Raw genomic sequence first — 21,803 nt, forward strand, 5'->3', positions numbered from 1 at the left:
ATTACAGGTATAAAATTGCCGGTTGCAGGTTGAGAATTAATTTCTTACCTTTGCGGCCGGCAATTTGCAAAATATAGACCTGCAATAGCAAAAAGAATTTTTTAACCGATGGAAGGTCGTCGTTGGGAAAACGAAGGAAACCACCATCATAATTTAACATAATGAATACAGATCCAATCGCAGATTATCTTACCAGAGTAAGGAATGCTATTAAAGCCAACCAAAGGGTTGTTGAAATTCCTGCATCAAATCTGAAAAAGGAAATCACTAAAGTGCTTTTCGACAAAGGTTACATTGCTAACTTCAAATTTGAAGACAATGGTCCTCAAGGCAATATTAAAGTTGCGTTGAAGTATCACCCTGTAACTAAAGTTCCTGCTATCCGCACGCTTACACGTGTAAGTAAACCAGGTTTGAGAAAATATGCAGGCATGGACAAAATGCCAAGAGTATTAAATGGTTTAGGTATCGCTATCCTGTCAACTTCAAAAGGAGTAATGACTGATAAAGAGGCCCGTCAGCAAAACATCGGTGGCGAAGTTTTATGCTTCGTTTATTAATTGCAAGGAGGAATTAAGAAATGTCAAGAGTAGGAAAAGCCCCCATTACTATCCCGCAAGGTGTTACTATTTCTGTTAGCGATGCTAACTTAGTAACTGTAAAAGGCCCAAAAGGCGAACTTGTACAGGCGATAGACAGTGATATAACTGTATCACAAGAAGACGGCGTACTTACGGTAGTACGTCCAACAGATCAAAAACGTCATAAAGCATTACATGGTTTATACCGTGCCTTAATCAACAACATGGTTACAGGTGTAACAACTGGTTACAAACTGGAGCAAGAGTTGGTTGGTGTAGGTTATCGTGCTACCAACACTGGTAATACATTAGACTTAGTGTTAGGTTATTCTCACCATTACGTGTTTGAGTTACCACAAGAAATCAAAGTATCCACTACTGCTGAAAAAGGTAAAAACCCAACCATTATTCTCGAGTCGATCGACAAACAGTTAATTGGTCAGGTTGCAGCCAAAATCCGCTCACTACGTACACCAGAGCCTTACAAAGGTAAAGGTATCAAGTTTGTTGGCGAAGTGTTAAGAAGAAAAGCAGGTAAATCAGCATCTAAAAAATAAGCGTCATGACAGGTAAATTATCAAGAAGAGACAGAATAAAAAAAGGAATCAGGAAACGTGTTTCAGGTTCTGCAGAACGTCCGCGCTTGTCAGTGTACAGAAGCAACAAAGGCATCTACGCACAAATCATTGACGATGTAGCCGGAAAAACTTTGGTTTCAGCATCATCTTTATCAAAAGATTTTACTGCTACCGGTAGCAAAGGCGAACAATCAGTAGCCGTAGGTAAACTGATTGCCGAGAAAGCTAAAGCTGCTGGTATCGAAGCCGTAGTATTTGATAGAAATGGATACTTGTATCATGGCCGTGTTAAACAACTGGCTGATGGTGCACGTGAAGCTGGTTTAAACTTCTAACCGTAACAAGTAATGTCAACAATAAATATTAAAAGAGTAAAAACAAGCGAGATCGAATTAAAGGATCGCTTGGTTAGCATACAGCGTGTTGCCAAAGTAACTAAAGGTGGCCGTACTTTCAGCTTCTCTGCCATTGTGGTAGTAGGTGATGAGAACGGTGTTGTTGGTTACGGTTTAGGTAAAGCAAAAGAAGTTACTGAGGCAATTGCCAAAGGTATAGATGATGCTAAAAAGAACCTGGTAAAAGTGCCTATCATTAACAGCACTATACCTCACGAGCAAATAGGTAAATTTTCTGGCGGTTTTGTGTTTATCAAACCAGCAGCAAATGGTACTGGTGTAATTGCAGGTGGTGCGATGCGTGCCGTTCTGGAGAGTGCTGGTGTACATAACGTATTGGCAAAATCTAAAGGATCATCAAATCCGCATAACGTGGTTAAAGCAACAGTATCGGCCTTAGCGCAATTGCGTGATGCTTACACAGTAGCTCAGCACCGTGGTATTAATTTAGGTAAAGTATTTAACGGGTAATCAGTCATGGCAAAAATCAAAATAACTCAGATTAAAAGCGTGATCGATAGAAGTGAGCGCCAGAAAAAAACTGTTGAGGCGTTAGGTTTAAAGAAAATTAACCATAGCGTTGAAGTTGAAGCTAATCCTGCTATCATTGGCATGATTAGAAAAGTTAATCATTTGGTAGCAGTAGAAAACATTTAATGTTATGAATTTAAGTAATCTTAAACCTGCAGAAGGTTCTACTAAAAATAGAAAAAGAATAGGCCGTGGTACTGGTTCAGGCCGTGGCGGTACATCAACCCGTGGTCATAAAGGCGCCGGTTCACGTTCAGGTACATCAACCAAGGTTGGTTTTGAAGGTGGCCAAATGCCCTTACAGCGCCGCGTACCTAAGGTAGGTTTTAAAAACCCTAACCGTGTTGAGTACAACGGTATCAACTTGGATACATTACAACAATTAGCTGATACTTATTCGGTGTCAACTATTAACTTTGATACATTAAAAGAGCACGGTTTAGTGTCAAGAAACGATCTTGTTAAAATCTTAGGTCGTGGTACACTGACAGCTAAAGTTGATGTTCAGGCACATGCATTTTCTGCTACTGCACAAAAAGCCATTGAAGCAGCCGGCGGTTCAATTGTTAAGTTGTAATTTTCAATGAAAAATTTTTTCACCACATTATCCAATATCTGGAAAATTGAAGATTTAAGAGTGCGTATCACAAACACACTCTTATTTCTTTTAATATATCGTGTAGGTTCATACGTGGCCTTACCCGGTGTTGATGCTAACGTTTTAAACAATCAGGCTGCTAAAGAAGGTCTGCTTGGCTTACTGAATATGTTTGCCGGCGGTTCTTTCTCTCGTGCGTCTATATTTGCATTAGGTGTAATGCCTTACATTTCTGCATCTATTGTGGTGCAGTTATTAGGTATTGCGGTACCTTACTTTGCTAAATTGCAAAAGGAAGGTGAAAGCGGCCGTAGCAAAATTAACCAGTGGACCCGTTACCTGACCATTGGTATCACCATGGCCCAGGCGGTACCTTACGTACGTTCGCAAATCACACCTAACGCCATCAGCCCTGTTATCGGGATGACCATGTTTACCATCAGCACTGTTTGCGTTTTAACCGCAGGCACTTTGTTTGTGATGTGGTTAGGTGAAAAAATTACAGACAAAGGTATTGGCAACGGTATTTCTTTAATCATTATGGTGGGTATCATTGCCCAGTTGCCATCAGCTATTATCGATGAATTCAGTTCACGTGTAAGCGGTGCAAACGCATCAGGCGGCCCATTGGTGTTTATTGTAGAAATATTAGCCCTTATCGGTGTTATTATGTTTACTATACTGGTGGTACAAGGTACACGTAAAATTGCGGTGCAGTATGCTAAGCGTATTGTAGGTAACAAGCAATACGGCGGCGTACGTCAGTACATTCCTCTGAAGGTAAATGCAGCGGGTGTAATGCCAATCATTTTTGCTCAGGCTTTAATGTTTATTCCGGCGACTATATCTTCGTTCTTCCCTAACATTGCTTCAAACGGTATATTGATATCTTTATCAAGCTATACCTCATGGTTGCACAATATCGTATTTGCTGTATTGATTATTTTATTCACATACTTCTATACGGCTATTACGGTGAACCCTAAGCAAATGTCGGACGACATGAAGAAGAATGGTGGATTCATTCCGGGTGTTGCTCCTGGTAATGCAACCTCCGACTTTATTGATGCTGTTATTTCACGCATTACATTGCCTGGCTCTATCTTTTTGGCAATAATTGCCATTATGCCTGCTTTGGCGAGTATATTCCATGTGAACAGCCAATTTGCCCGCTTCTTCGGTGGTACATCACTGATTATCTTAGTAGGTGTGGTGCTGGATACTTTGCAGCAAATAGAAAGTCATTTGTTGATGCGTCATTATGATGGCTTAATGAAAACCGGAAGAGTAAAAGGACGTACGGCTATACCAACCGCAGCAGGTACTGTTCCACCGGCTATCTAATTTAACGCATGTCGAAAATAATTTATAAGACAGCTGAAGAGATAGAGCTCATACGTCAAAGTGCTTTACTGGTTGCTAAAACCTTAGGTGAAGTAGCTAAGATTGTAAAGCCCGGTACTAAGACTATAGAATTGGACAAGCTGGCAGAAACCTTTATCCGTGATAATGGGGGAGTGCCAGCTTTCCTTGGTTTCCATGGTTTCCCAAGCTCCCTTTGCATTTCTCCAAACGATCAAGTCGTTCATGGTTTTCCGGGTGAGCATGTACTCATTGATGGCGATATCATATCGGTTGATTGCGGAGTTATTCTAAATGGTTTTTATGGCGACTCTGCTTACACATTCGCTATTGGTGAGGTTAGTGAGGAAGCTAAATTACTGCTTAAGGTAACAAAGGAATGCCTTGAGAAAGGAATAGAAAAGGCGGTTACCGGTATGCGTGTTGGCGATATTGGTTACGCTGTGCAAGACCATGCAGAGAAGCATGGCTTTGGTGTGGTTAAAGAGCTGGTTGGCCATGGTGTAGGCGTAAAACTGCATGAAAAGCCGGAGGTTCCTAACTATGGTAAACGCGGATCTGGCGTTAAACTGGAAGAAGGCATGGTGATAGCTATTGAGCCCATGATTAATGCCGGCAAAGCCGGTGTTAAGTTTTGGAAGGATGGTTGGACCGTATCTACAGTTGATGGCAAGCCATCCGCCCATTTTGAGCATACCGTAGCTGTACGCAAAGGTAAAGCCGATATTCTTTCTTCATTTTCATACGTTGAAGAAGTTTTAGCAAAAAATAATTAAAAATTAGAAAAATAATTTATATTTTTGCGTCCCGAATAAAATCGGTATAAACAAGTAATAATCAGTAAAATATGGCTAAACAATCATCGATTGAGCAAGACGGAACTATCAGGGAGGCATTATCAAATGCAATGTTTAGGGTAGAGCTGGAAAATGGTCATGAGATTATTGCACACATATCGGGTAAAATGCGCATGCACTACATCAAAATCTTACCTGGCGACAGAGTAAAGCTGGAGATGAGCCCGTATGATTTAACAAAAGGCAGAATAACCTACAGATATAAATAATTAATATGAAAGTTAGAGCATCCATCAAAAAGCGTAGCGCTGATTGCAAAATCATCCGTCGTAAAGGAAAGCTTTTTGTAATTAACAAAAAGAACCCTAAGTACAAACAACGTCAGGGATAATTAAAACATTGGAATGATCGTACAACGGTGGCCCGCCGTTCGGTCATTCACTTAAAGAACAATTTAGAAATATGGCAAGGATATCAGGTATTGATTTACCAAGAAATAAAAGAGGAGAAATCGGACTTACTTACATCTACGGTGTTGGTCGTTCAACTGCACAAAGCATTTTGGACCAGGCTGGCATATCATATGATGTAAAAGTACAAGAATGGACCGATGAGCAATTAGCTGCAATCCGTGGAATTATCAACGATCAAATTAAAGTTGAAGGTGCTCTGCGTTCAGAAGTACAACTGAACATTAAACGTTTAATGGATATTGGTTGCTACCGTGGTACCCGTCATCGTAAAGGTTTACCTCTGCGTGGTCAGCGTACTAAGAACAACTCACGTACCCGTAAAGGTAAACGTAAAACAGTTGCTAACAAGAAAAAAGCTACTAAGTAGTAATTGATTAATAAAGTAGGAGGATTAATTTTCTTGCTTTATTAGGAATACATAAATTATCAAACAGTTAATGGGTCCGGGTTATTCGGTAACTCACTAATCCATTAGCTCAATAATTCAAAAAATGGCTAAAGCTAAAAAAGTAACCAAAAAGCGCATCGTAATAGTTGAACCGGTAGGTCAGGCTCACGTGAATGCTACTTTCAACAACATTATTATTACCCTTACCAACAGTTCAGGCCAGGCTATATCTTGGTCTTCAGCTGGTAAAATGGGCTTCAAAGGTTCTAAAAAGAACACTCCTTACGCTGCATCCCAGGCTGCTGCCGATTGCGGTAAAGTAGCTTATGATTTAGGCTTACGTAAAGTTGAAGTGTTTGTTAAGGGCCCTGGTGCTGGTCGTGAGTCAGCTATCCGTACCCTGCAAACTTCAGGTATTGAAGTTACCACTATTAAGGACATTACTCCGCTTCCACACAATGGTTGCCGTCCTGCAAAAAGAAGAAGAGTTTAATTAATCGATTTTTTAAAGCTAAGATTCTGCAGCTACAGGTTGCATGATACTTTAAAAACAAAAACAAAATGGCTAGATATACCGGACCCAAGTCCAAAATTGCACGTAAATTCAGAGAGCCTATCTTTGGCCCTGATAAAGTGTTAGAAAGAAAAAATTATCCTCCCGGCATGCATGGCGTGTCGAAACGCAGAGGTAAACAATCAGAGTACGCTGTACAGCTGATGGAGAAACAAAAAGTTAAATACACTTACGGTGTATTAGAGCGTTATTTCGAAAACTTATTTCACCGTGCATCAGCTCGTGAAGGTATAACTGGTACTAACTTGCTACAATTGTTAGAGGCACGTTTGGATAATGCAGTTTACCGTTTAGGCATTGCGCCAACACGTTCAGGTGCCCGTCAGTTAGTAGGTCACAAACACATCACAGTAAATGGTGAGGTGGTGAACATTCCATCTTACACATTAAGAGCTGGTGACGTAATTGCTGTACGCGAAAAATCAAAATCACTGGAAGCTATCACTAACTCTGTAGCTGGCCGTAAGATTAACAAATATAGCTGGTTTGAATGGGATGCTGCTGCTTTAAGCGGTAAACTGTTAAACTATCCTAACCGCGATGAGATTCCTGAAAATATTAAGGAAAACTTAATTGTCGAGTTATATTCTAAATAATACTTGTAGTACAGAGATGTGAGATATTGGATATGAGATAGCCCATAGTGGTTCTCATATCCAATATCTCATGTCTCATATCTATTAATCAGTAAACAATAAACCAAGCATATAAATGGCAATTTTAGCATTTCAAAAACCAGACAAGGTTATCATGCAGAAGTCAACCGACTTTGAAGGCACGTTTGAATTTCGTCCGTTAGAACCAGGCTTCGGTGTAACCATTGGTAATGCTTTACGTCGTATCTTACTTTCTTCACTGGAAGGTTATGCTATTACCTCTGTACGTTTTTCAGGTGTAACGCATGAGTTTTCAACCATCAAAGGTGTTGTTGAAGACGTTACCGAAATTATATTGAACCTGAAACAAGTACGCTTGAGCAGAACAGGTGATTCGGGCGATTCTGAAAAGATCTTTGTCATCATAAGCGGACAAGATAGTTTCAAGGCTGGTGATATCACACAGTTCTCCAACAACTTCTCTATCCTGAACCCTGAGCTGGTTATCTGCAATATGGATCCTTCAGTTACTTTGGAAGTTGAATTAACTGTTGGCAAAGGCCGTGGTTACATTCCAAGCGAAGAGAATAAAAACCCTGATGCTGCTATTGGTGTAATTGCTATCGACTCAATTTACACACCAATTAAAAACGTAAAATATACTATAGAAAACTATCGTGTAGAACAAAAGACTGACTACGAAAAGTTGGTTTTGGATATTACTACTGATGGTTCTATTCACCCTGAAGACGCTCTTAAAGAAGCTGCTAAGATCCTTATACAACACTTTATGTTGTTCTCTGACGAGAACATGATGTTGGAGGCGCAGGCTAAAGAGGAAACCAAAGAAGTTGACGAAGAGATTCTGCATATGCGTAAAATCTTGAAGACTGAATTGGTTGATCTTGATCTTTCAGTACGTGCGTTAAACTGCTTAAAAGCAGCTGATATCCGCAGCCTGGCTGACCTGGTATCTTATGACGTAGCTGACATGTTAAAGTTCAGGAACTTTGGTAAAAAGTCTTTAACTGAGATTCAGGACCTGGTTAAATCAAAAGGCTTATCTTTTGGTATGAACCTGGCTAAATACAAATTAGACGAGGAGTAATCCTTTGATAATAGGTTTGGGATAACGTGCTAAGCTTCCACTTTAGCACAGCATCCCAGGCCTTCATTTAATATACAATAAGCGAGGGCATAATTCCGCGGGCTTGACTTAAACAGCCGCCCAACGGTATGCACGTGCGAAACAAACAAACAAATGAGACACGGAAAAAAACACAATCACTTAGGCCGTACCAAAAGCCACCGCGTGGCAATGATGGGTAACATGGCTTCATCGCTTATCCTTCACAAGCGTATTACTACCACTTTGGCAAAAGCGAAAGCACTGCGTGTGTATGTTGAGCCTTTGGTAACCAAATCAAAAAGCGATACTACGCACTCACGCCGTACTGTATTTAGCTACCTGCAAAATAAAGATGCGGTAACTATCCTGTTCCGCGAAATTGCCGAGAAAGTAGCTACCCGTCCGGGTGGTTATACACGTATCATTAAGTTAGAGAACCGTTTGGGCGACAACGCCGAAATGGCAATTATCGAGTTAGTTGATTACAACACTGTATACGGTGGTAGCGAAGCTGCTGCTCCTGCTAAGAAAGCTACTCGTCGTCGTGGTGGTGCTGGTAAAGGTAAAGCTGCTGCTGCAACTGCCGAAGTAACTCCTGCTGACGAAGCTGTAGTTGCCGAACCAGAAGCTACTGCTGCTCCTGCTGTTGAAGAAACACCTGAAGCTCCGGCTGCTAACGAAGAGAACGCTGAGAAAGGCGAATAATCTTTTAGCTATTTATAGAAAAAAGCCTTGTTCATTCGAACAAGGCTTTTTTTATGCCAAAAGAACGGCGGTAATTGCTAAATTTAAACGTCTAAATATTAGCTATTATATTTTGTGTACTTGCTTGGGCCGGTACTGCATACTGTTATTCATATTTAATGGGTGTTAAAACTGGGGAAAAATTAAGTTGGCGTATAAGTTATATCCTTGATTCGCTCAGGCTCTGCGCTGCATCAATAGTGTTTATAGTGCACGCCTACAAAATATGGTATCACACCTTTAATCTGCAGGGTTTCGATTTAGAAATAATTGCCCATTTCAGTGTGATTGTGTTCTTTGCCTTGTCAGGCTATTTAATTTCATACACTACTTTTAACAACGATAGGGGTATAATGCAGTATGCACAGGCACGGTTAAGCCGGCTGTATTCTGTTTTATTTCCGGCTATCATCATTACGGTTGTATGCCAATGGGTGTTGTGGCAAACCGATCCTCAAACCAATATCCAATTTTTAAAGCCACAGATTGGCCTGCGTTATGTGCTGGCTGCGTTCTACATAACCGATGTTTGGTTTAAATCTGCTACTCCGCCGTTGAATGGGCCATTATGGTCTTTAGGGTATGAGTTTTGGTATTACGTAATATTTGGTTTGTGGTTTTATTACCGCAACACGTCTAAGCGTTTGTTCATATTTATAGCGGCACTTGTAGCCGGACCTTCCATATTGTTGATGATGCCTATATGGATATTAGGCGGCTTTGCTTATAAAATAAAAAAGCCGGTGTTACCTACCTGGCTATCCTACATCATATTCATAGTGCTGCTTATGGGCGGTTTGTTGCTAGCTTATAATTTTGGCGGCATTCCGCGCAGTCTTGGATATGCCCCTTTGTATTACGCCAGCTAATTTTTAACAGACCTGGCTTGCGGCGTAATGGTAGCTGGAGCTTTGTGGGTGATTACCGGCATGAAAGGCACATCACAGCCTAAACCTAAAAGCCTTAATACATTCAGAAAGGTTGCTGACCTTACCTTTCCGTTATACATTTTGCATTTTCCGCTACTTGTTGTGGTAAAAAGCTTGCTCAAAGTGCAGCTAAGTACAACTATGCATTTTGTTGTATGCATGTTGATAGTAGTGATACTCGTTAGTGTGATTGGTACCTACCTGGAAGCAAAGCGGCCCTGGTGGAACCAACTGTTTGGCAACCTGCTTATCAGGATAAGGAAGACAACCAACGTCTCTGTATCTAAAGCGACGGTTTAAACAAATAGCCGGCTTTTATAAACCGGCTATTTGTTTATTTGATTAGGCCTGCGCCGGCATCAAATGTGTGGTGATGGCTATGCGGTTCCAGGCATTGATGGTTACGGCAGCCATAATTACCTGAGCTGTTTTCTTATCGCCTAATATACTTACGGCTTTGTTATAAGTTTCGGTCGAAACGTGGCCCTGGATATTAGTTATTTCTTCTGTTATGGCAAGAGCTGCTTGTTCCTCTTCGGTAAAGAAATTAGTTTCGCGCCAAGCATTTAATACATAGATGCGTTGTTCGCTTTCGCCTAACTTGCGGGCATCCCTTGTGTGCATGTCCAAACAAAAAGCACATCCATTTATTTGTGATGCGCGAATTTTGATGAGTTCGTAAAGCTTCTTATCAAGACCACTTTTTTGTATGTAGCCTTCCAGTGCGAACATGGCTTTATAAGCGTCTGGCTCTACTTCGTTGATGTTGATTCTGGATTCCATGATTTTATTGTTTTTGTGTTTTACTTTGTTAGTCGTTGTTGTGTGTCGACATAGCAAAGGTGCACAGGGCCACCCGCCAGAATCTTAATCATGATTAAGAAATGAAGTAGGATTAAAATTAATGATGCTTTGCTCTTACTTTGCTTAAAAATTCGGGGGTGAAGCCCAGGTACGAAGCGAGCATATACTGCGGAATGCGCTGTACAAAATCGGGAAAGCGACTGGCAAAGTGATGGTATTTCTCTTCGCCGGATAGATCTGTAAAAAATATCAGCCGTGTTTGTGCCGCTGCATAGGCCCGTTGGTATATCCTTCTAAAATAGCGCTCTAGTTTCGGTAGCTTGTCCAGCAATTCGTCTTGCTTGGCTTGTGTGAGCGTAATTACCTTGCTGCGCTGTACGGTTTGCAAATAAAACTGTGAAGGATTGTGTAAAGTAAAGCTGGTGTAATCGCTGATCCACCAATTATCAATACCGAACTGTACAATCTGTTCTACCCCGTTCTCTTTAATGAAATACATCCTGATACAGCCCTCCACTACAAAGTACTGCGCATTACAAATATCCCCTTCGCTAAGTAAGTATTTCTTTTTGCTTAGCTCTTCGTACTTTAGGTAGGCGGTAAGTAGTGCTTGTTCTTCTGTATTCAGTGCAACAAATTTCTGTATGTGTGTGATGAGCGGTTCGAACATGTTTTAGTGTTGTTACCAAATTATAAAAAGTTAACGTCAGTTGCACATAAAAAAAGCCCAGTTTAATTTACGGGGCTAATGTGTTTCCTTTTGGAAGCCTGTAATACAGCAAGCCATTTTTACTGTCGGTATGCTTAAAACCGGCTTTAATAAGCACCCTTTGCGAAAGGAGATTGTGTGATTGCGTGTCGGCCTTTAAGGCTTTAAGTAAGGTAAATGCAAATCCCCATTTTGAAATTGTATTCAACGCCTCAGTAGCATAACCAAAACCCCAGTGCTGCTGGTCTACTACATAGCCAATTGACGTTTCGCCATAATCGTCGGGATATCCGCCAAAGCCTATGCCGCCAATGGAAGTATTAGTTTGTTTAAGTACAATTTCCCAACTGGTATACCAGTAATACAGTTCCGGATATAACTTAGTATTGGGCAGCCAAAAGTTTTGCAACGCATCCTTAGTTTCGGCCTTATAAAAAGCATCAATTACCATGGTGGATGGATTTAATCCTAAAGCCTTTTCCAACGCCGGCCTGTTGTTTTTACAAAGCAGCAAGTGCTCATAATTTAACGGTATCAATTTCAACCTTTCCGATTCGATATAATACATGTAATAGCTTAAAGTTAAGAACAACGTTACGATTATGGATGACCATTTTTTAGATTGGTGGCACCACCTGTGGCGATGTCTATTTAACCCAAGGCATGGCTGCCTTAAGTTGTAATATTGCACAAATGCATTAGCGCATAACTTTACAGCAGCTAACTTTCAGATACAAGCCAAGGTTTAATAATAATAGCATCGAACTTAAGCTTTACAGATAGGGATTTATTGCCGCCCGGCGGTGTCTGTAGTCTTCATACTATCAGCTTTTGGCGTGGCTGTTCGTACAGGAGCTTGTTCTGCAGGCCTTGCTGAAATCACTCCCGAGTCTGAATTCTTGCCAGCAGTGCCGTTACCAGATGAGCAGGAAATTGCGCTTGCTGTTAGAAACAAGCCAAAGGCTGAATAAAGGAATGTTTTCATGGCCATATGTTTACAAGGTTACGCTAATGGGTAACACGTTGATTAGCTAAAAGTTTCTGCATGCATTGTTAGTGGAACACTCCCTTTATATATCTAAACGCGTTACGACCGTCCTAACGCAGCTAGTAACTTAAATTTGTGATAAGTACGAGAATCATCCGGTTTGCTTTGCTTACTATTTGTTTGTAGCAATATGCCAGCAGCAACCATATCCCTAATGCCATTTCATCAATCAGAAAATATTATGCAATGTTAAATTATCATCAAATCTGCCAAGCTGTCACTGGTTAAATAATTATGCCTGACCAGATAGAACTTTCTCACCAATATTACACATTATACACTGCCATTAGAACGTTGGCACAACCCTTGATAAATAGAGGTAACACTAAATAGCAAAAAAGGAAAAATCAATCATATGTCTAAAATCATTGGAATCGACTTAGGAACAACAAACTCCTGCGTAGCAGTAATGGAAGGTAACGAGCCGGTAGTTATTGCCAACAGCGAAGGTAAGCGCACTACGCCATCAGTAGTAGCTTTTGTTGATAACGGCGAACGTAAAGTAGGTGATCCTGCTAAACGTCAATCTATCACCAACCCCCGTAAAACTGTTTATTCGGTAAAACGCTTTATGGGTAACCAGTTTAACGAGGTTACTAAAGAAGCTGAGCGTGTACCTTATTCAGTTGTTAAAGGTGATAACAATACTCCACGCGTTGAAATAGACGATAGAAAATATACTCCGCAAGAAATTTCGGCTATGATTCTTCAAAAAATGAAGAAAACTGCTGAAGATTTCTTAGGAACTGAAGTAACTGAAGCGGTTATTACCGTACCTGCATACTTCAATGATGCACAGCGTCAGGCTACTAAAGAAGCCGGCGAAATTGCAGGCTTAAAAGTACGCCGTATCATTAACGAACCTACTGCTGCTGCCTTGGCTTATGGCCTTGACAAAGCCCACAAAGACATGAAAATTGTGGTGTTTGACTGCGGTGGCGGTACACATGACGTATCAGTTCTTGAGCTGGGCGATGGTGTGTTCGAAGTGAAATCTACTGATGGTGATACACACTTAGGTGGCGACGATTTTGACCAGGTTATTATCGATTGGATGGCCGACGAGTTTAAAAGCGACGAAGGTTTTGACCTGCGCCGCGATCCAATGGCCCTTCAACGTTTGAAAGAGGCCGCTGAAAAAGCAAAGATTGAGTTATCAAGCTCAAGCACTACTGAGATTAACCTGCCTTATATCACCGCTGTTGACGGTATGCCTAAACACTTGGTTAAGCAATTAACCCGTGCTAAATTTGAGCAACTGGCCGATAGCTTAATTAAACGTACTATTGAGCCTTGCCGCACTGCTTTGAAAAACGCAGGTTACAGCACTACAGATATCGATGAGATCATCTTAGTAGGTGGTTCAACCCGTATCCCGGCCATTCAGGAAGCTGTTGAGAAATTCTTTGGCAAATCGCCTTCAAAAGGTGTAAACCCTGATGAAGTAGTTGCTATCGGTGCTGCTATACAAGGTGGTGTATTAACCGGTGAGGTTAAAGACGTGTTATTGTTAGACGTTACCCCGCTTTCATTAGGTATCGAAACCATGGGTGGTGTAATGACCAAGCTGATCGAATCTAACACCACTATCCCGAGCAAGAAATCAGAAGTGTTCTCTACTGCATCTGATAACCAGCCATCAGTTGAGATTCACATTTTGCAAGGTGAGCGCCCAATGGCTGCACAAAACCGCACGTTAGGCCGCTTCCATTTGGATAGTATCCCGCCGGCGCCTCGTGGTGTGCCTCAAATCGAAGTTACTTTTGATATTGACGCCAATGGTATCTTGCACGTATCAGCTAAAGATAAAGCAACCGGTAAAGAGCAAAAAATCCGTATCGAAGCTTCATCTGGTTTAACTGATGCAGAGATCAAGAGAATGAAGGAAGAAGCTGAAGCGAATGCTGACGCTGACAGACAAGCAAAAGAGGAAATTGAAAAGCTGAACGCTGCTGATGCGCTGATCTTCTCGACTGAGAAACAGTTGAAAGAATACGGTGATAAGATACCTGCTGACAAAAAAGCACCTATCGAATCGGCTTTAGAAAGATTGAAAACAGCTTACGCTTCTAAAAACCTAGCTGATATTGAAGCTGCACAAACAGAATTAAACACTGCCTGGGGTGCTGCTTCTGAAGATATGTACAAAGCCTCAGCCGAAGGTGGCCAGCCCGGAGCTCAGCCAGGTGCTGATAATGCCGGGGGTAACGCTCAAAACAGCAGCGACACCGTAACTGATGTTGACTTTGAAGAAGTGAAGTAATAAACTTTTTATTGATTAATAATAAGCCCCCGGCCGATAGGTCGGGGGCTTTTATTTTGGCAACTTTTTGAATAAGATGCAGATGGCTGTAAAAGTCTATATTTCCTATAGAGATACGATGTTAAATTGGGAGATAATTAATTTTTAAAAATTTGAGTTTTTGGTCAAAGTGTTTTAAATAATTTACTTTCAATCAGATTTTTAGAAATATTTTAAAATAAAGTTTGTTTATTGATAAAATTTTTAAAGATTTGGCACGGAAAGTTTTATATTAGCTTTCAATTTAAAAAATCAAGGTAAAAAAATAAGCGACTTTCCCTTAATTAGTAAACAACCTACAAAAAATGGCAGCAAAATTAGAGTACATCTGGCTGGATGGTTACAAACCAACCCAAAGTTTACGTAGCAAAACAAAAATTGAAAAGGATTTTTCTGGTAAATTAGAAGATTGCCCAAACTGGAGCTTCGACGGTTCATCAACCGAGCAGGCACCAGGTGGTTCATCTGATTGTATTTTGAAACCTGTTTTTATTTGTCCTGATCCGCAAAGAAAAGAAGGTTACCTGGTTATGTGCGAAGTTTTAAGTTCAGACGGTAACGCGCATGAATCAAACGGCCGTGCGTTGATTGAGGATGACGATAATGATTTTTGGTTTGGCTTTGAGCAAGAGTACTTTTTATGGGATCCACAAACTAATAAACCATTAGGTTTCCCTGCAGGTGGTTATCCTGGTCCGCAAGGCCCTTACTACTGTTCGGTAGGCGCTAATAATGCTTTCGGTCGCGAAATTGTAGAGGAGCACTTAGACGTATGTTTAGAGGCTGGTTTGAACGTAGAAGGTATCAACGCTGAAGTTGCTGCAGGTCAATGGGAATTCCAGATCTTCTCTAAAGGTGCAAAAGATGCAGGTGACCAGATTTGGGTAGCCCGCTATTTATTAGAAAGAATTGGCGAGAAATACGGAGTGTCAATCAACTGGCATTGTAAACCATTGGGTACCTTAGATTGGAATGGTTCAGGTATGCATGCCAACTTCTCAAACACTACTTTACGTACCGCCGCTAGCGAAGAAACTTACAAAAAGATTTTGGAAGCTTTCCGTCCGGTTGTTAAAGAACATATTGATGTTTACGGTGCCGATAACGAATTGCGTTTAACCGGTAAACACGAAACTGCATCAATACATGATTACAGCTATGGTGTATCTGACCGTGGTGCTTCTATCCGTATCCCTTTGTATACTGTACAAAAAGGCTGGAGCGGTTACCTGGAAGATCGTCGTCCTAACTCAGCGGCAGATCCTTACAAAGTAGCAGCACGTATTATCAAGACTGTTAAATCAGCAGTGTTATAAAGAATTTGTAAATTGAGCTAAGCCTCCTGACAGCGAGTGTCGGGAGGCTTTTTTTGTTTAAGGCAGGTGTTTAAAAACAGGTCATTTCAAACAGCAGGGTAAGATCTCATTCAACTGATTGCTTATCGTTCTAAAAGGATTTCGCATACGTCCCAAATGACGGTCTTAGCTACGAATGTTTAAACTAGTATTGTATTACTATTTCCTCATTTATATAGGCTACCCTATTCACTTCATTTCCATCAAAACCGTGTAATACCACTTGTACCTGTTGGAATTTTGATGTATAACCACCCTCTACTGCTGATAAAGTAATTGTTTTTGCTGCCGGATTGAAGTTAATAATGCGTTTATGGTGACTACCGTTTTCATAATTATAAGTATCACCATCGTCCTCATAATAAACGAAGCTGGTTGGTTTATCTCCTTGGTAAACATGTATTTTTAATATGCCATCGCCGGCGTGTTGCGTGCTTTGTATTACACTTTGCATAGGTATAATGGCGCCTGCTTTTACAAACACGGGCAGGTCATTAAGTGGTGAATCCACTACATATTCGCGGCCGCCTTCAAATTTTTCTTCAGTGCTAAGCCTTATCCAGTTACCCTGCGGGAGGTATACTTTTGCCGTTAGTTGTGTGCTTATAACCGGCGCTACCAGGAGGCTATCGCCAAACATAAACTGGTTCTGGTAATCTTCGTAATATATAGCTTCGTCGTGCGTATAATCAATTGCCAGGGTACGGCAAACCGGTAGGCCGGTTTGCGTAGCAGTGTAAAAAGCAGAATATAAGTAGGGTAGCAACTCATAGCGCCTTTCAATAGACTTTTTAATTAAGGCTTCATTTTCAGATCCGTACTGCCAAGGTTCGCGGTAATCGGCACCCTGTATGGCGTGGTTGCGGTACATAGGCGTATAAGTGCCCAGGCTGTTCCAGCGCACCATCATTTCGGGCGTTGGATTGCCGCTAAAGCCGCCAATATCAACCCCTACATTAGCCATACCGCTTACACCCAAGCTGTTTACCAACCGAACGCCCAACAGAATATGATCGTCGTTAGCCGTGTTGTCACCCGTCCACACCGCCGAATACCGTTGTGTGCCTGCATAGGCTGCACGGGTTAGTACAAAAGGGCGTTTGTTATACAACAGCTTACGCGTCCCCTCATAAGTGGCACGAGCCATTTGCATGCCATATACGTTACGTACTTCAGGCATAAATTTATCGCCAAATTTTACAATCCAAGGCATATTTTGGTTCCATACGGCAGGCTCGTTCATGTCATTCCAAAAACCGTCAACACCGGGCTCGGTAAGCGCATTGAAAGAGGCCCCCCACCACTCGCGCACGTCTTCCCTAAAAAAGTCGGGAAAATGGCAACGGCCCGGCCATACTTCGCCAACATAGTTTTGGCCATTTGGGTAAGTGGCAAAGAACCCTTTTTCAACCCCTTCATCGTATTGTGGGTACCCTTTTTCAACCTTAATACCCGGGTCTACTATCGTAACCAGTTTAAAGTTCATTGCCTTTAACTGTTCCAAAAATTGTTTGGGGTCGGCAAATGTGTCAGGGTTCCAGGTAAAGATTTTGTAGCCGTCCATGTAATCGATATCGCAATACATTACATCGGCAGGAATATTCCGCTCACGGAACTTGGCGGCTATATCCAGCACTTCCTGAGCACTCATGTAACTCCAGCGGCATTGCTGGTAACCCAGGCTCCAAAGCGGTGGCATTTCCATGCGTCCGGTTAACCATGTGTAATCTTCAATAATGCCGGCTACGGTTTGCGCCCCAAAAAAATAATAATTCAGGTCGCCGTCATCAGCCCCCAGCCACATAAATTCATTATCGGTAGAAGCGCCAAAATCAAAGTAGCTCTTATGCGTATTGTCCAAAAACAGCCCGTAAGTACGCCCGCTGTGTATGCCTATAAAAAACGGAAAGCTTTCGTAAATAGGATCTGTTTTGGGACCATAATCGGGTGCATCGGTATTCCAGTTAACATACGAACTGGCGCGGCGGTTGAGGTTGCCAACTTTTTCGCCCAAGCCAATAAACTTTTCATCAGGCTGAAGCTCCCGGTAATTTACTACCTGGCTGTTTTGCCATGCAATGCCAAAGCGCTCATCATCGCGACTGAGCAAATGGCCTTCGGGTGTATAAAATGCAAAGCGTAACGAACTCTTATTGATGCGAACGGTTAGCGCCGATGTTTGCAGGGTAATTTCTGCTTCTGTCTCCTGGTATGTTAACGCGTTAGACAGGGGCTTCCGGATAACAGCAAAGGATTCATCTGCATTATTGGGCTGCTGTATAACCTTCACCCTGATGATAGAAGGGCTATAAATAGTAATCTGTGCCTCAGCTTCTGCAGTTTTAATGACAAGCTGGTTGTTGTTAGAGTTAATGCTTTGAGCGGGGCCTAGTATCTTAAAGTTCATACGGTATGCGATGATGTGTTGCAATTTGGACATAAATTCAACAGTAATAAAGTTGTGTAGTTTGGCAATAAATTTATTTAAAGCAATCTCTACTAATTGTGGCATTTAAAAGTCATCTTTAGGCATCGTTTAGGTGATAAAAAGAACTTTTAATATTATTGAGATGTAAGTGTTTCAAAGAATAAAGTTCGATCTGTTAATAGTTTCACATGTTACCATATTTGTTAGGGATTGATATAGGTACTGGCAGTACTAAAGCCGTTGCCCTTAGTTTTGATGGTGCAGTACTGGCTTCTGCGCAGCATCATTATGATATAAGCAGCCCACAGCAGGGCTATAGTGAGCAGGATCCTGAAATGATATGGCAGGCTTTTGTTAGCTGCGTTAACGATGTGGTAAAGCAGCTCAACTATCAGCCGGAAGGTATGGGCTTTAGCAGTGCCATGCACAGCCTAATAGCTGTTGATGAAGGAGGCAAAGCGTTACACCCTATGATTACCTGGGCCGATACCCGGAGCGAGGCGATAGCTAAAAACATCAGGGAGTCTGCCCAGGCAGAAGAATTATACCGGCAAACCGGTACACCTATTCATCCCATGTCGCCGTTGTGTAAGCTGATATGGCTGCGGGAAAACGATAATGAATTGGTTAAAAAAACGGCTAAGTTCATTTCCATTAAAGAATATATATGGTATAAACTATTTAACCACTTTGAGGTAGATTACTCTATTGCCTCGGCCACGGGTTTGTTTGATATTAAAAGCCTTACCTGGAGTACAGAAGCCTGCAACTTGGCAGGTGTAACCCCGGCACAATTATCTGAGCCGGTTAATACAAACTACACCCGCAGAGATATAGATGAGCAAACTGCAGCGCTTTTAAGCATACCTGCATCAACGCCTGTTGTAATAGGCGCAAGCGATGGTTGTTGTGCTAATTTGGGTAGCCAAATAAACGATACTATCACTGCAGCCTTAACTATTGGCACCAGTGGCGCGGTACGTATTACCAGCAAAACACCCATCTATAATTTTAAGGCCATGACGTTTAACTACCTGCTTAACGAGAATACTTATGTATGTGGCGGAGCGGTAAATAATGGTGGTATAGCTGTTGACTGGCTGATTCGTAATTTTTTGAACCTGAAAGACATTAAAGAAGATAGTTATCATTTACTTTTTGCAGCTATAGATGAGGTACCTGCCGGCAGCGATGGATTACTGTTTTTGCCTTACCTGTATGGCGACCGTGCACCGATTTGGGATTCGCAAAGCAGCGGGGCATTCCTAAATGTAAAGCCTCAGCATACGCAAAACCACTTCTTAAGGGCGGCTCTGGAAGGTATTTGTTATGCGCTTAACGATGTTATTGTGACGTTAGAAAGCACGGCAAATATTACTATTGAACGCTTAAACATTAGCGGTGGCTTTGTAAATTCAAAGACCTGGGTGCAAACCCTTGCCGATATTACCGGTAAAAAGTTAAGCGTAATACAACAGGAGGATGCCTCTACCATTGGTGCCATACTGCTTACGCTGGGTGCGCTGTTTCCGGGCAAAACCATTCCAACTACTGATGAAACCATTATTACCGACTGTATACCGCAAAACCACGACGTCTATTTACGGGCGTTCTCCAAGTTCCGCAAGGTTTACCAGGATTTAAAGGAGTCGATGCATGGCTTTGAATAAGTTGATTGTTTAGAAAACTCTAACAACGGCAACCAACCGCGATTTAAAATAGTCATAACTCAGCATTGATGTAGTTACGCCATTAGCCTGGCCCGATGAGGCGTGCACAAACTGTATATCTTTCCCCTTAGCGGTTATAATACCCATGTGGCCCGGTAATCTGCTGCTGGCATCGGCACCGGTAAACAGTAAAATATCGCCCGGGCGGGCTTCAGTGATAGATACCTTCTTTTCTGCATTTTTAAAATCGAATGTACGCCGGGGTACCTGTATATTGAAGTGATTAAATACATGGGTAATAAAGCCCGAGCAATCCAACCCGTAAGCCGGATTGGTGGAGCCATATACATAGGGCGTGCCTTTTAGCGTTAAGGCATAGGCTACAAAATCTTTGGGTGTTAGGGTTGATGTGTTAAAATGGTATACCGTATCTGTATTGGTAATCAGCGTGTCGGTTGTAATCATATCATTAACTAGTGGCGCTGGTGTATCCCTAATGGCGGTGTTATCCGGCTCTGATGGACCATTCTCTCCTCCGGTACTGGTAGTGGGCGATTTGGTTTCTGGCTGTTTCTTGCCTTTCAGAGCATCATCCACTGCTTTGTCTAATACTCTTTCGCCTATTTGTTTGGCTTTCTGAGTTAGTTTTCCGAATAAGCCTTGTGCGCTGCCCTGTGTGTCAGATAAAGTGATGAGTAATAACAGCGCAATAACGCACTTAAAGTTTAAGGTCATGGTCTGAAAAATTGTGTAAGGCACCAAAGGAGAAGGTTGAGTTTCCGTTGGTTAATCTATCAGACGTTAACAGGGTTCAGAATGTTACACCATCGCATGGGTTAAACAAAAAAGTCCTGCGCAAATGGCAGGACTTTTTTGTTTAATATCAAAAAGGTAATTACGACCAAAGTTTCTCCGGGTAAGTACCGTTTTTAACCAATTCAGAAATGCTTTCCTGTACAATTGGCTTATCTTCTTTATAAGTAACGCCAAACCATTTGTTACCGGTAGGGATAACTTTAAACTGTGCAGTGCCCGACTTAATCAATTCATCAGCCACCAGCGGGATGAAAAATTCGGCTTTAGGGTTGTTTTCATTAGCGTCAACAAAGCGCTTAAACATTTCTTCGCTTTGTTTAAATACAGCCGGTGTAAAGCCCCAAAAGTTCATCGATACGCGGGTATCATTAGGTAGCGGATGCTCGCCTGTTGCATCTTTGTAAAATACGTCACCATCTTTAAAGTAAACTTCGGTACGTTCGTTAATTTCAACCATGTAACCGTCTTCTACTTTACAAACACCGCGAGATACGGAACCATAGTCAGACAAAGTTCTGTCAATCTGGTAACCCATCAGCGAGTAATTGTCATCGGCAACTTCAGTGGTTAAAAACTGGGCCATTTTTTCAAAAGCCTCGTAGCCATAAAAATCATCGGCGTTAATAACACAAAAAGGTTCGTGTACCTGGTTGCGTGCAGCCAATACAGCATGGGCAGTACCCCATGGTTTGGCGCGCTCAATGGTTTTATCGATGCCAAACTGGGTTAAATCATAACTCTGAAACACATAATCAGTCTCGATACGGCCGGCAAGCTTTGGCTCAAATATGGCTTTGAATGAATCTAAAAACTCCTCGCGGATGATAAAGCTCACTTTACCGAAGCCAGCTTTAATAGCGTCATAAATAGAGTAGTCAATAATGGTTTCGCCATTAGGGCCAAATCCATCAACCTGTTTCATGCTGCCATAACGGCTGGCCATACCTGCGGCCAATATTAATAACGTTGGTTTCATAGTGTTTGTAAAATATAAAT

At 41.7% G+C, this 21,803-nt stretch carries 28 protein-coding genes; 20 read left to right on the plus strand and 8 right to left on the minus strand.

Annotation, left to right across the window (positions count from 1 at the left end):
• Position 1: 1 nt before the first annotated feature.
• Entirely contained in the window at positions 2–160 is a 159-nt protein-coding gene (locus ABDD95_RS04865; protein ID WP_345950778.1) for a hypothetical protein, read from the minus strand.
• Between ABDD95_RS04865 and rpsH the strand changes: the two genes are divergently transcribed.
• The 17 genes from rpsH (at position 159) to ABDD95_RS04950 (ending at position 9,975) form a co-directional block, all read left to right on the plus strand.
• On the plus strand, positions 159–560 hold the full coding sequence (rpsH, locus tag ABDD95_RS04870; RefSeq protein ID WP_345952095.1) for a 30S ribosomal protein S8: 402 nt from the start codon (positions 159–161) through the stop codon (positions 558–560). The two genes, ABDD95_RS04865 and rpsH, sit on opposite strands and share 2 nt — an antisense overlap.
• A gap of 20 nt (positions 561–580) precedes the next feature.
• Positions 581–1,138: a 50S ribosomal protein L6 gene (gene rplF, locus ABDD95_RS04875; protein ID WP_345950779.1), complete on the plus strand. Its 558-nt coding sequence runs from the start codon at positions 581–583 to the stop codon at positions 1,136–1,138.
• Positions 1,139–1,143: 5 nt separating this feature from the next.
• Positions 1,144–1,494, plus strand: a complete 351-nt coding sequence (gene rplR, locus ABDD95_RS04880; protein ID WP_345950780.1) for a 50S ribosomal protein L18 — start codon at positions 1,144–1,146, stop codon at positions 1,492–1,494.
• Between the two features lie 12 nt (positions 1,495–1,506).
• Complete coding sequence (rpsE, locus tag ABDD95_RS04885) at positions 1,507–2,025, plus strand: 30S ribosomal protein S5 (RefSeq protein WP_345950781.1); 519 nt, start codon at positions 1,507–1,509, stop codon at positions 2,023–2,025.
• A 6-nt stretch (positions 2,026–2,031) separates the two neighbouring features.
• Positions 2,032–2,211: a 50S ribosomal protein L30 gene (gene rpmD, locus ABDD95_RS04890; protein ID WP_157539784.1), complete on the plus strand. Its 180-nt coding sequence runs from the start codon at positions 2,032–2,034 to the stop codon at positions 2,209–2,211.
• A gap of 4 nt (positions 2,212–2,215) precedes the next feature.
• Positions 2,216–2,662: a 50S ribosomal protein L15 gene (gene rplO / locus ABDD95_RS04895; protein ID WP_345950782.1), complete on the plus strand. Its 447-nt coding sequence runs from the start codon at positions 2,216–2,218 to the stop codon at positions 2,660–2,662.
• Positions 2,663–2,668: 6 nt separating this feature from the next.
• On the plus strand, positions 2,669–4,027 hold the full coding sequence (gene secY / locus ABDD95_RS04900; RefSeq protein WP_345950783.1) for a preprotein translocase subunit SecY: 1,359 nt from the start codon (positions 2,669–2,671) through the stop codon (positions 4,025–4,027).
• 8 nt (positions 4,028–4,035) lie between these two features.
• Positions 4,036–4,821, plus strand: a complete 786-nt coding sequence (map, locus tag ABDD95_RS04905) for a type I methionyl aminopeptidase (RefSeq protein WP_345950784.1) — start codon at positions 4,036–4,038, stop codon at positions 4,819–4,821.
• A gap of 71 nt (positions 4,822–4,892) precedes the next feature.
• Positions 4,893–5,111, plus strand: coding sequence for a translation initiation factor IF-1 (infA, locus tag ABDD95_RS04910; protein ID WP_022833270.1), 219 nt, complete (start codon positions 4,893–4,895; stop codon positions 5,109–5,111).
• A 5-nt stretch (positions 5,112–5,116) separates the two neighbouring features.
• On the plus strand, positions 5,117–5,233 hold the full coding sequence (rpmJ, locus tag ABDD95_RS04915) for a 50S ribosomal protein L36 (RefSeq protein WP_157539780.1): 117 nt from the start codon (positions 5,117–5,119) through the stop codon (positions 5,231–5,233).
• A gap of 71 nt (positions 5,234–5,304) precedes the next feature.
• Positions 5,305–5,682, plus strand: coding sequence for a 30S ribosomal protein S13 (rpsM, locus tag ABDD95_RS04920; RefSeq protein ID WP_345950785.1), 378 nt, complete (start codon positions 5,305–5,307; stop codon positions 5,680–5,682).
• 124 nt (positions 5,683–5,806) lie between these two features.
• Complete coding sequence (gene rpsK / locus ABDD95_RS04925) at positions 5,807–6,196, plus strand: 30S ribosomal protein S11 (RefSeq protein WP_345950786.1); 390 nt, start codon at positions 5,807–5,809, stop codon at positions 6,194–6,196.
• Positions 6,197–6,264: 68 nt separating this feature from the next.
• Positions 6,265–6,873, plus strand: a complete 609-nt coding sequence (rpsD, locus tag ABDD95_RS04930) for a 30S ribosomal protein S4 (protein WP_345950787.1) — start codon at positions 6,265–6,267, stop codon at positions 6,871–6,873.
• Positions 6,874–6,988: 115 nt separating this feature from the next.
• Positions 6,989–7,981 carry a DNA-directed RNA polymerase subunit alpha gene (locus ABDD95_RS04935; RefSeq protein ID WP_345950788.1) on the plus strand — a complete coding sequence of 331 codons (993 nt, stop codon included), beginning with the start codon at positions 6,989–6,991 and terminating at the stop codon, positions 7,979–7,981.
• A gap of 153 nt (positions 7,982–8,134) precedes the next feature.
• Positions 8,135–8,707, plus strand: a complete 573-nt coding sequence (gene rplQ / locus ABDD95_RS04940) for a 50S ribosomal protein L17 (protein ID WP_345950789.1) — start codon at positions 8,135–8,137, stop codon at positions 8,705–8,707.
• Between the two features lie 239 nt (positions 8,708–8,946).
• Entirely contained in the window at positions 8,947–9,615 is a 669-nt protein-coding gene (locus ABDD95_RS04945) for an acyltransferase family protein (RefSeq protein WP_345950790.1), read from the plus strand.
• A 60-nt stretch (positions 9,616–9,675) separates the two neighbouring features.
• On the plus strand, positions 9,676–9,975 hold the full coding sequence (locus ABDD95_RS04950) for a hypothetical protein (protein WP_345950791.1): 300 nt from the start codon (positions 9,676–9,678) through the stop codon (positions 9,973–9,975).
• A gap of 42 nt (positions 9,976–10,017) precedes the next feature.
• Here the strand turns inward: ABDD95_RS04950 and ABDD95_RS04955 are convergent, their stop codons facing one another.
• From ABDD95_RS04955 to ABDD95_RS04970, 4 genes are all read right to left on the minus strand, one after another.
• Complete coding sequence (locus ABDD95_RS04955) at positions 10,018–10,458, minus strand: carboxymuconolactone decarboxylase family protein (protein WP_345950792.1); 441 nt, start codon at positions 10,456–10,458, stop codon at positions 10,018–10,020.
• Between the two features lie 118 nt (positions 10,459–10,576).
• Complete coding sequence (locus ABDD95_RS04960) at positions 10,577–11,149, minus strand: Crp/Fnr family transcriptional regulator (protein WP_345950793.1); 573 nt, start codon at positions 11,147–11,149, stop codon at positions 10,577–10,579.
• 67 nt (positions 11,150–11,216) lie between these two features.
• On the minus strand, positions 11,217–11,756 hold the full coding sequence (locus tag ABDD95_RS04965) for a GNAT family N-acetyltransferase (protein ID WP_345950794.1): 540 nt from the start codon (positions 11,754–11,756) through the stop codon (positions 11,217–11,219).
• 219 nt (positions 11,757–11,975) lie between these two features.
• On the minus strand, positions 11,976–12,173 hold the full coding sequence (locus tag ABDD95_RS04970; RefSeq protein ID WP_345950795.1) for a hypothetical protein: 198 nt from the start codon (positions 12,171–12,173) through the stop codon (positions 11,976–11,978).
• Positions 12,174–12,591: 418 nt separating this feature from the next.
• Between ABDD95_RS04970 and dnaK the strand changes: the two genes are divergently transcribed.
• Together dnaK and ABDD95_RS04980 are read left to right on the plus strand one after the other, a co-directional pair.
• A complete protein-coding gene (gene dnaK, locus ABDD95_RS04975) occupies positions 12,592–14,499 on the plus strand; it encodes a molecular chaperone DnaK (protein WP_345950796.1) in 1,908 nt (635 codons plus the stop codon).
• Between the two features lie 344 nt (positions 14,500–14,843).
• A complete protein-coding gene (locus ABDD95_RS04980; protein ID WP_345950797.1) occupies positions 14,844–15,854 on the plus strand; it encodes a glutamine synthetase beta-grasp domain-containing protein in 1,011 nt (336 codons plus the stop codon).
• 184 nt (positions 15,855–16,038) lie between these two features.
• On the opposite strand, the gene ABDD95_RS04985 is transcribed toward ABDD95_RS04980, so the two are convergent.
• Complete coding sequence (locus ABDD95_RS04985) at positions 16,039–18,333, minus strand: glycoside hydrolase family 31 protein (protein WP_345950798.1); 2,295 nt, start codon at positions 18,331–18,333, stop codon at positions 16,039–16,041.
• Positions 18,334–18,509: 176 nt separating this feature from the next.
• Between ABDD95_RS04985 and ABDD95_RS04990 the strand changes: the two genes are divergently transcribed.
• Complete coding sequence (locus tag ABDD95_RS04990) at positions 18,510–19,991, plus strand: gluconokinase (protein ID WP_345950799.1); 1,482 nt, start codon at positions 18,510–18,512, stop codon at positions 19,989–19,991.
• A gap of 9 nt (positions 19,992–20,000) precedes the next feature.
• Here the strand turns inward: ABDD95_RS04990 and ABDD95_RS04995 are convergent, their stop codons facing one another.
• The gene (locus ABDD95_RS04995; RefSeq protein WP_345950800.1) at positions 20,001–20,726 is read right to left on the minus strand and encodes a C40 family peptidase; all 726 of its coding nucleotides are present in this window, start codon (positions 20,724–20,726) and stop codon (positions 20,001–20,003) included.
• 160 nt (positions 20,727–20,886) lie between these two features.
• Positions 20,887–21,783, minus strand: a complete 897-nt coding sequence (locus ABDD95_RS05000; protein WP_345950801.1) for a sugar phosphate nucleotidyltransferase — start codon at positions 21,781–21,783, stop codon at positions 20,887–20,889.
• Positions 21,784–21,803 lie beyond the last annotated feature (20 nt).

The organism is Mucilaginibacter sp. PAMB04274 (genome assembly GCF_039634385.2).
Classification (GTDB): Bacteria; Bacteroidota; Bacteroidia; order Sphingobacteriales; family Sphingobacteriaceae; genus Mucilaginibacter.